The organism is Acinetobacter sp. BSP-28, assembly GCF_044130285.1.
In the GTDB taxonomy this organism is placed as follows: Bacteria; Pseudomonadota; Gammaproteobacteria; order Pseudomonadales; family Moraxellaceae; genus Acinetobacter.
Window position 1 is genome coordinate 41,753 of the sequence record NZ_JBIQOB010000012.1, and the last position, 11,503, is coordinate 53,255.

General features: G+C 40.6%; 14 protein-coding genes, 1 tRNA gene and 1 pseudogene. 9 read left to right on the plus strand and 7 right to left on the minus strand.

The annotated features are described in order from the left end of the window. Positions 1 to 21: 21 nt before the first annotated feature. The 4 genes from ACE01R_RS10370 to cysS all read right to left on the minus strand — a co-directional run bounded on the left by ACE01R_RS10370 (position 22) and on the right by cysS (position 2,988). Positions 22 to 408 (minus strand): carboxymuconolactone decarboxylase family protein, encoded by a 387-nt coding sequence (locus ACE01R_RS10370; RefSeq protein ID WP_291353810.1) that lies wholly within the window; start codon positions 406 to 408, stop codon positions 22 to 24. Between the two features lie 269 nt (positions 409 to 677). Further along, a complete protein-coding gene (locus ACE01R_RS10375; RefSeq protein WP_395551031.1) occupies positions 678 to 1,127 on the minus strand; it encodes a universal stress protein in 450 nt (149 codons plus the stop codon). A 298-nt stretch (positions 1,128 to 1,425) separates the two neighbouring features. Then, positions 1,426 to 1,501 (minus strand) — tRNA-Gly (locus ACE01R_RS10380). A 65-nt stretch (positions 1,502 to 1,566) separates the two neighbouring features. Beyond that, positions 1,567 to 2,988, minus strand: coding sequence for a cysteine--tRNA ligase (cysS, locus tag ACE01R_RS10385; RefSeq protein ID WP_395551032.1), 1,422 nt, complete (start codon positions 2,986 to 2,988; stop codon positions 1,567 to 1,569). 391 nt (positions 2,989 to 3,379) lie between these two features. Between cysS and ACE01R_RS10390 the strand changes: the two genes are divergently transcribed. The 9 genes and pseudogenes from ACE01R_RS10390 to ACE01R_RS10430 all read left to right on the plus strand — a co-directional run bounded on the left by ACE01R_RS10390 (position 3,380) and on the right by ACE01R_RS10430 (position 9,299). After that, on the plus strand, positions 3,380 to 4,357 hold the full coding sequence (locus ACE01R_RS10390) for a KpsF/GutQ family sugar-phosphate isomerase (RefSeq protein ID WP_395551033.1): 978 nt from the start codon (positions 3,380 to 3,382) through the stop codon (positions 4,355 to 4,357). A 3-nt stretch (positions 4,358 to 4,360) separates the two neighbouring features. Continuing rightward, on the plus strand, positions 4,361 to 4,900 hold the full coding sequence (locus ACE01R_RS10395; protein ID WP_395551034.1) for a KdsC family phosphatase: 540 nt from the start codon (positions 4,361 to 4,363) through the stop codon (positions 4,898 to 4,900). 41 nt (positions 4,901 to 4,941) lie between these two features. Beyond that, positions 4,942 to 5,490, plus strand: coding sequence for an LPS export ABC transporter periplasmic protein LptC (lptC, locus tag ACE01R_RS10400; RefSeq protein WP_395551035.1), 549 nt, complete (start codon positions 4,942 to 4,944; stop codon positions 5,488 to 5,490). Then, a complete protein-coding gene (lptA, locus tag ACE01R_RS10405; protein WP_395551036.1) occupies positions 5,474 to 6,040 on the plus strand; it encodes a lipopolysaccharide transport periplasmic protein LptA in 567 nt (188 codons plus the stop codon). Before lptC ends, lptA begins: the two co-directional genes overlap by 17 nt. Beyond that, a complete protein-coding gene (gene lptB / locus ACE01R_RS10410; protein ID WP_395551037.1) occupies positions 6,040 to 6,786 on the plus strand; it encodes an LPS export ABC transporter ATP-binding protein in 747 nt (248 codons plus the stop codon). Before lptA ends, lptB begins: the two co-directional genes overlap by 1 nt. Before the next feature lie 117 nt (positions 6,787 to 6,903). Further along, positions 6,904 to 6,999 (plus strand): annotated as a pseudogene (locus ACE01R_RS10415) (hypothetical protein); the annotation flags it as partial. A 114-nt stretch (positions 7,000 to 7,113) separates the two neighbouring features. Then, positions 7,114 to 7,713, plus strand: a complete 600-nt coding sequence (locus ACE01R_RS10420) for an IMPACT family protein (RefSeq protein WP_395551038.1) — start codon at positions 7,114 to 7,116, stop codon at positions 7,711 to 7,713. Next, positions 7,706 to 8,323: a DapH/DapD/GlmU-related protein gene (locus ACE01R_RS10425; RefSeq protein WP_395551039.1), complete on the plus strand. Its 618-nt coding sequence runs from the start codon at positions 7,706 to 7,708 to the stop codon at positions 8,321 to 8,323. Before ACE01R_RS10420 ends, ACE01R_RS10425 begins: the two co-directional genes overlap by 8 nt. A gap of 133 nt (positions 8,324 to 8,456) precedes the next feature. Continuing rightward, positions 8,457 to 9,299, plus strand: coding sequence for a universal stress protein (locus tag ACE01R_RS10430; RefSeq protein ID WP_395551040.1), 843 nt, complete (start codon positions 8,457 to 8,459; stop codon positions 9,297 to 9,299). A 142-nt stretch (positions 9,300 to 9,441) separates the two neighbouring features. Here the strand turns inward: ACE01R_RS10430 and ACE01R_RS10435 are convergent, their stop codons facing one another. From ACE01R_RS10435 to fdxA, 3 genes are all read right to left on the minus strand, one after another. After that, positions 9,442 to 10,107, minus strand: coding sequence for an O-methyltransferase (locus ACE01R_RS10435; RefSeq protein ID WP_395551134.1), 666 nt, complete (start codon positions 10,105 to 10,107; stop codon positions 9,442 to 9,444). A 133-nt stretch (positions 10,108 to 10,240) separates the two neighbouring features. Further along, the gene (locus tag ACE01R_RS10440; RefSeq protein WP_395551041.1) at positions 10,241 to 10,954 is read right to left on the minus strand and encodes a D-Ala-D-Ala carboxypeptidase family metallohydrolase; all 714 of its coding nucleotides are present in this window, start codon (positions 10,952 to 10,954) and stop codon (positions 10,241 to 10,243) included. A gap of 142 nt (positions 10,955 to 11,096) precedes the next feature. Then, on the minus strand, positions 11,097 to 11,420 hold the full coding sequence (fdxA, locus tag ACE01R_RS10445; RefSeq protein WP_004279936.1) for a ferredoxin FdxA: 324 nt from the start codon (positions 11,418 to 11,420) through the stop codon (positions 11,097 to 11,099). Between the last annotated feature and the right edge of the window lie 83 nt (positions 11,421 to 11,503).

Genomic DNA, 11,503 nt, shown 5'->3' on the forward strand with positions numbered 1-11,503 from the left:
TACAATCAAAACCAAAATGGATTATTCAGGCTTTTGATACTCATTAATGACTTCAAGTGCAGCACGAAAGGCTTCCTGGGTAGCAGGAGCACCACAGTATGGCAAGCTGTGTAATAACACTTCCTGAATTTCCTCTACCGTTGCACCATTATTGAGTGCGCCACGAACATGACCTTTAAGTTCAGTTGGGCTTTTTTGTGCAGTTAAAAAAGCAATGGTAATTAATGAACGGTATTTGCGGGGAAGGACACCTTCACGTTGCCAGGTTGAGCCCCAGGCATGTTCATTAATCCAGTCTTGTAAGGGTTGGGTAAAGGGTACTGTATTGTCCTGTGCACGTTTTACAAAAGCTTCGCCCATGACTTCGGTACGAACTTTTAAACCATTTTCAAAATCTTGTTGTGACATGTTTTTACTCTTTCAATCTTAATAAAAGAACATCAGAAAAGTGTATGCCTGCATGAAGGCGATGCGTATTAGTGGATAGTCGTAGTTAGATCTTTTTATAGCGTTCACAAGATGATTTTTCAGCTCATCTTCATGGCTTTTAATCTTTTAAAAATAGTGCAGAAATAAGATTGGTTGAGCAGAGGATAGAAACCTAAAAACAGTTTCAATGCTTAATTGTTTGAAAGCCATTAACCCATCTGATGTGGATTAATGGTTCGGTCAAAGCATTATTGTGTATGTTTAACCACAAGCACGGGAACGTGGCTGGCGGTCAAAATATCTTGGGCGATACTGCCAATAAAGGTTTTTTTCAAACCGGTTCGGCCATGCGATCCAACCACGATCAAATCAGCTTTTAATTCATCGGCCAGTTCAGCAATGGCATCACTAGGGGATTGTTTGGTCAAAAGTTTAGTTTCTGCTGCAATGCCTGCCTCAGAAAATCGGGAACCTAGCTCAGCTAATATATTTTTAGCATGAGCTTTGGCTTCCATAAAATAATCTGTGACTCCAGGTACATTTTTATAAAAACTGACACTGGTTAAAGGGTCGATAATTACCACGCTGACGATGGTCACTTTACTTCCCATGGCTTTAGCCAACATCATTGCTTGATCAGCTGCAGCGAGAGAGGTAGGAGAATCATCCACAGAAACTAAGATATGCTGGTAACCCATGATGTTATCCTCTTGTTTCAATATTTATTATATGGATTAAGATTAGCATAAGTAGGGGGGAGTAATATGAAAACAGGATAAATATAACTTTTTATTATTTTTTATTAGGTAGTTAAATAAATTAATGGCTATGCTTGAGGTGGTTTGAAAAATAGGTTGATTCATCCATGATAATCAGCTGCTATAGTGGAACGATCGTTATACGGTTTTGGGGGGATTTTAGAATAATTCTGTTATATATCTCTGGATCGTATCCAATAAAAAAACCCTCATCTTTCGATGAGGGTTTTTTGTATTCTGGAGCGGGAAAGGAGACTCGAACTCCCGACCCCAACCTTGGCAAGGTTATGCTCTACCAACTGAGCTATTCCCGCAATATGGAAGTGAATTATAGAGAGTTTCATTCAACTGTCAACTCTTTATGCTTCCAAATGTTTAATTAATCAGCACGACGCCAGATGGTACCTTGACGGGTATCTTCCAGAACCACGCCTTGATCGAGCAAAGATTGACGAATTTCATCGGCTTTGGCAAATTCCTTGGCTTTTTTCGCGTCTGTACGTTGTTGAATCAGATCTTCAATTTGCTCTTCAGAAAGACCTAAAGCTTCCTGACCAATATCTGATTTCAAGAAGTCGTCTACATTGTGTTGAACCAGTCCTAAAATATTGGTCAAGTGACGCAAGGTGGAATAATACACTGCAGCCTGTTCAGCATTTTCATCTTTGACAGCACGGTTCAATTCTTTGTTGATTTCAAATAGCACGGCAATCGCTTCAGCTGTATTGAAATCATCACGCATGGCAGTATTAAAACGTTCAACTAAAGCTTCATCTAAAGTATCTACAGTTTTTTCACCATACGCTTGTTGATAAGCTTTGAATGAATGATAGAAACGTGAAAGTGCTGTTTTTGCTTCTTTTAATGCCACGTCAGAGAAATTCACCGGGCTACGATAATGTGAAGACACAATAAAGTAACGAATCACTTCAGGATGGAATTTATCCATCACATCACGAATGGTAAAGAAGTTGCCTAAAGACTTAGACATTTTCTCACCATCGACATTAATAAAGCCGACGTGCATCCAGTAATTCACATACTGTTCATCCGTTGATGCTTCTGATTGCGCAATTTCATTTTCATGGTGCGGGAACATGAGGTCTGAACCACCACCGTGAATGTCAAAATGATTGCCTAGGCAGCACGTTGACATGGCCGAACATTCAATATGCCAGCCTGGGCGACCATTGCCCCAAGGTGAAGCCCATGACGGTTCATTTTCTTTGGCGTGTTTCCAAAGCACAAAGTCAAAGGGATGTTTCTTTTCAACTTCTACATCGACACGTTCAGAGGCACCAGCTTGCATATCTTCCAGTTTACGACCTGAAAGACGACCATATTTGGCAAATTTTTCCACTTGAAAATACACATCGCCATTTGCAGATGGATAAGCAGTGCCTTTATTAACCAGATTGCCAATCATGTTTTGCATTTGGTCGATGTAATCTGTAGCACGAGGTGCTTCATCCGGGTGCAAGCAGCCTAAGTTCTCAGCATCTTCATTCATCGCTTTGATGAAGCGATCTGTCAAAACGGTAATGCTTTCGCCATTTTCATTGGCACGTTTGATGATTTTGTCATCAATATCTGTAATGTTACGAACGTATTTAACATTCCAGCCCTGGCTGCGCAGGAAACGAATAATGTAGTCAAATGCAACCATGACTCGAGCATGTCCAATATGACAGTAATCGTATACCGTCATACCGCACACATACATGTCGATATGTCCTTCTTTACGTGGAACAAATTCAACTTTTTTACGTTGCTCTGAGTTATATAGAACAAATGGTTGCATAGGTTTTCTAGAAGCTTATTGAAAATGGTGTTCAATCTTAACCTAAGCATTTTTTTTCATAAAGTTAAAACGAAAAAATGCAGGAATTTTTTAAGGAATATATTTCTGTGTGGATATCGTATGTTATGACTGATGATTTAAGATGGCACATTACAAATAAAAATAATCAACGATGAATAGGGGAAATAACAATTGAGCCATCAAAAGTGCGTTTTGATTGACAATGAGTAAAAGCATAGCGGATCGCCATAATTTCTGCACAATTATTGAAATCTTGTAATTTAGAAACGTGACATTTGCATAGATATGATAAAATTGTGAAAATTATTTTTTGCTTGATTGAATCAACTCTGTATAGAGTAAAGGTAAACCTATTTTGAACCCACCAAATATGCCAAATCAAATAGACTTTCAAAAAGTTGCATTAGAAACTTTGCGTATAGAAGAACAAGCACTGGAAATATTGGCGACACAAATTGATGATCGTTTTAGCCGTGCCTGTGAAATCATCTTGCAGTGTCGAGGGCGTTTAGTCATTACCGGTATGGGCAAATCAGGGCATATTGGCCGTAAAATGGCAGCCACCTTTGCATCTACGGGTACACCATCGTTCTTTATGCATCCAGGTGAAGCAGGGCATGGTGATTTGGGTATGCTGGTACCTGGCGATGTATTAATCGCTATTTCTAACTCGGGCAAGAGCGATGAAATCATGATGCTCATGCCTTTGATCAAGCGTCTGGAAATTCCTTTAATTACCATTAGTGGTGATGCTAAAGGTCCTATGCCGCAAAATGCCGATGTAGCATTAACTTTAGGCAATATCCAGGAAGCATGTCCACTGGGTCTGGCACCAACGTCAAGCACCACTGCAACTCTGGCTTTGGGTGATGCTCTAGCTGTGGCTCTACTGGATGCTCGTGGCTTTACGGCTGATGATTTTGCGCTATCTCATCCAGCCGGTGCTTTAGGTAAACGTTTGTTGCTGCATGTAAAACACCTCATGCATATGGGCACGGAATTGCCAAAAGTATCTCCAGATACACCAATGAATCAGGTTTTATACGAAATCTCAAACAAACGCCTAGGTTTAACCACAATTGTGGATCAAAATGACGTATTGCTCGGGATTTTTACTGACGGTGATTTACGTCGTTTAATTGATAAGCAGCAAGGCTTTGATGTGAACTTGCCTGTTTCAGAAGTGATGATCAAAAATCCATTGACCATTTTGCAAGAAGCACGTGCCGTTGAAGCTTTAGAGCGTATGAACGAAAAGAAAATCAATCAATTTGTGGTTGTAGATGATGTAAATAAGGTCATTGGTGTGATTAGCATGCATGACCTGATTCAAGCTGGGGTAAATTAATAAATGGCATCTTATATTTTATTGGAACAGGCACGTCATGTTGAAGCTTTGGTTCTTGATGTCGACGGGATTTTGAGTGATGGTTTTATCACCCTGACAAATACGGGGGATGAAATCAAGTCCTTTGATATCCGTGATGGTTTAGGTATGAAACTTGTACAGAAAGCGGGTGTAAAAGTCATTATTATTACTGGACGTAAAAGTAATATTGTGGAAAAACGCATGTCTGACTTAGGCGTAGACCTGGTTTTTCAAGGCCGTGAAGACAAAGGTACTGCATTACGCGAAGCCTGTGCCCAATTGAATGTTGCTCCAGAAGACTGTTTATATATGGGCGATGACTGGCCTGATCTTTCGGCATTTGCCATTGCAGGTATGAAAGTGACTGTTCCCAATGGTCATGTTGAAGTTCGCCGTCGCGCTGACCTTGTCACTCAGGCCATGGGTGGACGTGGTGCGGTGCGTGAAATCTGTGACATGATTCTGATGGCCAAAGGAGCTTACCAACAGCTACTTGAAACTTATACTGCTGTGCCACATTAATTGTTAAACAATTCATTGAATTTGAGTTAAGTACCACACTTATGGATACAAAAGTTTTATACGTAACTGCTATAGCAATTGCAGCTATAAGTGGTGGTTACTACTATTACAGTGGTAAGGGCAACAAGCTCGAGGTTGACTCAGCCAGAAGCATGACCTATTCCGCTGAAAAAATTAACCTGACTCAAACCGATGATAACGGTAATTTGTATGTCCGTGCCCAGGTCGATCGTCTTGAACAGGACATGCAAAAAGAAACAGCAAAACTGACCAACCTGAATGCTTCCATGTATAAAGATGGCGCCGTCGATGCAACTTTTTATGCCAAAGTTGCAAACAGTTATGAAGATAATCAACGGGTGGTTCTGTCGGGAAATGTCGTGGCGACCAAGTTGATGCAACAGGGCAAAATGCAGTTTCAGACCCAGGAATTAACCGGATATCCTAAAACTCGGGAAATTGAGACAGATAAACAGGTCATTGTGCAATCTCCGCAAGCTGAATTTGTAAGCCAAGGTCTGAAAGCCAATTTAAATGACGGTCAATACGAATTTTTTAATATTCGAGGAAAATATGAACCAAAATCTTAAGCTTACATTGTCTAAAACTGTGCTTAAACAAGCAGCTTTAGCCGGTTTGGTTGTATTCTCGTCGGCAGCGGCACTTGCCATTCCTTCTGACCGAAATCAGCCTATTTCATTGGTCGCAGACCGTGCTACCTATAATGAAAAAACCGGGGTGACGACCTATAGTGGGAATGTCATCATTGAACAGGGCACCATGAGATTGCAAGCCAACTCTATTGTTGCCAATCTGGACAGTCAAAAACAAATTAGTACCATTACTGCAACCGGTGGCCCCGCGCGTTTTCAACAAAAAGTCGATGTAAATAAAGGTTTGGCCAAAGGTCAGGCACAGAAGATTCTTTATAATGCCCAAACCGGCATTATCACCTTGACTGGCAATGCATCTTTACAGCAGGATGGAGCAAGTATTCGCGGTAATACTTTGAAATACAGTATGAATAAGGGTGATGTAGAAGCGACGGGTACACCAAACAATACCGGTTCATCTTCGGGTCGTGTGCAAATTGTGATTCCACCTTCCAGCTCAAAATCGTTCCCAGGAGCACGTGATTAATGGATCAAGCGCTAAATCAGCCCCAAACATTGTGTATTAAACATCTGGCAAAAAATTATAGTAAAAGATGGGTTGTGAAAGATGTCTCTTTCGAGATGCAGAGTGGACAGATTGTGGGATTGCTTGGCCCCAATGGTGCAGGTAAAACCACAAGTTTTTATATGGTGGTGGGTTTGGTTCGTATGGACAAGGGTGAGATTCATTTAGATGATCTTGATTTGTCAGACTTGGCCATGCATGAACGTGCCCGCAAAGGCATTGGTTATTTGCCGCAAGAAGCATCCATTTTTAGAAAACTGACCATTTCTGAAAATATTATGGCGATTCTTGAAACCCGTAAGGATTTGAACAAGCAGCAGCGTCAACAGCGTTTAAATGAATTACTGGCTGATTTTAAAATCACGCATATTAAGGATTCACTGGGAATGAGTGTGTCTGGCGGTGAACGCCGTCGTGCCGAAATTGCCCGTGCACTGGCTGCCGATCCGAAATTTATGCTGCTGGATGAACCTTTTGCCGGTGTCGATCCTATTTCTGTAGGGGATATCAAGGACATTATTCGTAATCTTAAAGACCGCGGAATTGGTGTATTAATTACCGATCATAATGTTCGAGAAACTTTGGCCATTTGTGAGCATGCTTATATTGTTAGCGAAGGTGCCGTGATTGCAGAGGGAACACCGCAAGAAGTACTGGAAAATGAGACTGTGCGCAAAGTTTATCTGGGTGAAGATTTTACAGTTTAATTATAAGTCTTCGATGAGCATTTGAAGTTTAACACCATGTTTTTGCAATAATATCTGATTCGGATTTTTAAATCCGAGTCTTTTTTGGGTGATAATGCAACCGCTAAGTAGTGATCTCTCGCCACGGTAGATATTAAAACAGGTGAAAATTCTGTAGTGGATTACCTGATTAAGCCATTCAATAAAGCACAGGAAGCTTTACGTGAACGCTAATTAAAATTTGCGGACCAATTTTAAAAAGCCTCCTTCTTAATAGGAGGCTTTTTGTATCTGCAAGCCACTGAAAACAGGCTATACTGCTGTAGTGCTGTTATTTATTCTAGATTTATGCCATTTACCATTGCCTCATCCGTTACTTTCGAAGAAGACATTAAAAAAAGTCGCTTTCAGGCGATTGCTGCGCCTGTTGAAAATGAACAGGCGGTTAAAGATTTTCTGGAGGTGAATAAGGATTTAACCACAACACACCAGTGCTGGGCCTGGAAAATTGGCCACCATGTACGTTTTAATGATGATGGTGAACCATCAGGCACTGCTGGAAGACCGATTCTGGCAACCATTGAAGGCAATCAATTAACCAATATTATCGTTCTGGTCAATCGCTGGTTTGGCGGTATTAAACTCGGAACGGGCGGTCTGGTTCGGGCCTATGGTGGTTGTGCAGGGCAGTGCCTATTACTGGCGGAAAAAATTGAACTGATCGAAAAGAAAAAAGTCAGCTTTGCCTGCCAGTTTAATGAATGGGCCATTTTCCAGTATGAATTAAACCAGCAGCAGATCGAATTTAAAGAACAGTATCATGCGACGGGTGTAGAGGTTGAAGCCTTGTTACAAGTCCATCAAATAGAGCCCTTGTCATTAAAAATTCAGGATGTGACCCGTGGTCGTGAACAACTGAAAATTGTAGAAGAGCCTGAACATGACTGAGCAAGATCCGCTATTAAAATATCGTGAACAGCATAAGCACCGTTTGAATTATATGCCCTGGCTATACTGGTCATTAAAACCGAAAAATCGCGGCTGGGCAGAAGAGTGGCAAAAAGAATATCAAACTTATTTGATGGAAATGGAAACAGTCGAAATTGGTGAAAACTGTTTTATTTCACCGCTGGCCCATATTTTTGCCGAGCCGGGTCGGAAAATAATTATTGGGGATAATAGCTTTATTGCCGCAGATTGTACCTTGCATGGCCCTTTAGAGATTGGTAATGAAGTCGCCATTAACCATCACTGTATTCTCGATGGTGGGCGTATGGGGATCAAGCTACATGATCAGGTGCGAATGGCTGCATATTGCCATTTATATGCTTTTGACCACGGTATGGAACTGCAACACCCCATTTATCAGCAACCGGTACGTTCTCAGGGTATCGAAATAGGTCAGGATGTGTGGCTGGGCGCGCATGTTGGCGTTAAAGATGGTGTAAAGATTGATGCACATGCCATTGTCGGCATGAATAGTATGGTCACAAAAAATGTTGAAAAGGCAAATATTATGGCGGGTAATCCGGCGAAATTTATTCGTCATCGGAATTAAAAATTCCAAGAAAATAAAGATGAATCAGGGAGTAAGTCTAATTACATAAAAGCATGCACAGGGGTGAAGAGTTATGCTAAGTTAAAAACAACAATTAGACTTAAAGCCTGAAGAGGCGAAAAGCGAGGCGAAAATGAAACGTGTAATCGCTTGTATTGATTCTTCTCCCTGTGTAAATGCAGTGGCTGAAGCTGCGGCATGGGTCGCGAAGCAGACACAACGTGAATTGGTATTATTACAGGTTTTAGATTATTACCCTGCAAGTTATCATTTGGGGGAAATCAGTGGAGTGATTGGTTTTGAAAGTAATGCAATGTTACTGAAAGAACTGGCCGAACTTGAACAAAAACAAAGTGAATTGGCCCTTGATTACAGCAATAATCTTTTAAATCATATTTCCGAAATGATTCAGCAAAAATATCAGATTACCGCCTCACATCTGCAAGAAAAGGGGGATTTTCTGGAACAAAGTTTTCATGTGCTGAAAGAAGGGGATATTGCCATTATTGGCCGGGTCGGAGAGCGTTCTGCGGAACGAAACAAGCCGATCGGCAGTAATGTGGAAAACTTTATCCGTGGCGCAAAGTGTACGGTTATGACTGTTGGGGAACAGTTTAAGCCACCAACACGATTTATTTTTGCCTATGAATATTCACCGACCTGCGTTAATCTGATGAAACGTGTAGCACAAAGTGATTTATTAAAATTATTACAATGTCATTTGTTGTATGTGGGTGATCATCCGGAAATACTGAATGAGCCTTCACAGTATTTACGTGACGCAGGTCTTGATGTCATTACAGAATATCGTTACGGTGATGTTTCAGAAAATATACTGGAGTACCAAAGCGAACATGGTATACAACTGATATTACTGGGTGCATTTAGTCACAGCAAGATTCGCCAATTCTTCTTGGGAAGCGTCGCAACCAGTATATTCCGAAATTCAACCGTACCCTTACTGGTGGTGAAATAAGTTAATCACTACTTGATAAGTGTGGTTAATAATTGGCCATAGTTATCCGCATAACTTGTGGATAACTATATGGACAGTATTTGTAAATAATTAATAAATAGATAAAAAAACAAAAAGATTGTTTTTTAACCTTTGTGTCATATTATTTCACTATGGCGATAGCAAAGCCATCATGTCCCTTGCTTCCAACCGTTTGTAATGCGGTACAAGACAGAATTCGAGGATGGTTTTGCAAAGCTACAAACATATCGCGAATACCTTCAATACTTGGTTTGTGATTTTCAGGATTAATGATCTCACCGGCGCGAATCACATTATCCAGAAAAATAATGCTACCTGAATGTGACAGGTTTAAGCTGAGTTCCAAATATTCGGGATAACTTTGTTTGTCGGCATCAATAAAAATAAAGTCAAATGGTTCAAAATCTGCAGGTAATGCCTTTAATACATCTGCTGCACGACCTACTTTAAGATCAATGGTCTGCGGAAGTTTGGCATTATCAATATTTTCCTGACCCAAGGCTGCATGAGTATCACGACCTTCAATGGTCAGGATGTAACCATCCTCAGGCAGGGCACGAGCCAGCCACATGGTACTGTAAGCAGCAAACGTACCCAGTTCAAGCACACGCTTGCACTTGTTCATCTGAATCAGCATTTGCAACAGCATACCCTGATTGGGCGCGACTGCGAGGTGATCTGGAAAACCTTTATCTTCAGTGTTTTTTAATGTCTGTAGCAGAATGGGGTCTTCTGGAATTAAATGTGAATCGATGTAAGCATCAATCTCTGTCCACATTTGTTGCATAGTTTTGTCACCTTTGTTGCGATGCATGCATTTTAAACCTTTCCATTCAGAGTGCAATTTATCGTTTTGATTTATTGAAAATCGGGCAATAAAAAAGAGATCAGCAAGATCTCTTTTTGATGAATCCCATATTTTAAAAACTACACATTGAGCTGTGACGTGACAGGTCGGGTCCCCAGGTACGGTAACCTTGGGTATCAATATGGATTTGACCAGATGAATACAGCCCAAGCCCCATATTCAGGCTTTGTCCGTACTGTGACCAAAACTGGCATAATTTAAATTTGGTATTTTCAATAAAAGCATAATCTTGTGCTTGTGGAAATTCAGGCCCAATGCGGAAATCGATCGCCGAATTAAACAAGTGACGAGACGAATTTGCGCCACCCGCACATTGGTTAAGGGATAAATCCCGGTAAACCGAGGTCACTTCAAATTCGGTAAGCACTTTAGCAGCCACCAGATATTTAAAGACGCGCAAAGTAGCAATCTGATTGTTCCACAATTCACGATTTGGAATCATGTATTGGGAACGGCCACATTTTTGCCAGTCACGGGCAGTACGCAATAATTCAAAACTCGGGATAATATTACCCACACCATTACGTTCCAGAAAAGTTTCATATTCACGGACACGATGTAAATTATCACCAAGCGCTACCCATGAATTATAAACATAAGGTACTGTTTTTGGCGGAATTGGGCGTTCAAGGCTAATGCGTTCTTGGGGAATGAAGATCCGTTTTCCATCGGGTATTTGCCCTTGTTTCTGAGGAGATGTCGTACATCCAATCATGACAAGTGGGACCAGACTCAAGCCCAGTAAGCCCTTTAAAACATGCTTCATTATAGAAATCAAATATTTATAAATACGAGCTATTTTAATCTAATTTGAAGGATAAAATTTGAAAATATTGCAATCAAATGTATTTTTTCAGTATAAAAAAAGATCAGCATGGGCTGATCTTTTTTTAAGTCCAAGAACAGTCTTATTTTTCCAAATACTGTAACTTGTCTGCTTTACCGTTCCACTCTTCACGGTCAGCAGGTTGATCACCAATTTGTGTGATGTTTGGCCATTTTTGTGAAAGATCGGCATTAAGCTCAATAAAGACTTCCTGACCTTCAGGTAACTCATCTTCCGAGAAAATAGCATTTGCCGGGCATTCAGGTTCACACAATGCACAGTCAATACATTCATCAGGATTAATCACGAGGAAATTTGGACCTTCGTAGAAACAATCTACCGGACAAACTTCTACGCAGTCTTGGTATTTACATTTAATACAATTTTCAGTGACAACAAAGGTCATGGCGACAGCTACCTAAAAAATATGGTTCTAATTACTCTTGTTGTATTTTAGGCAAAAATGTAGGTAACTAACAATTGCTTTTA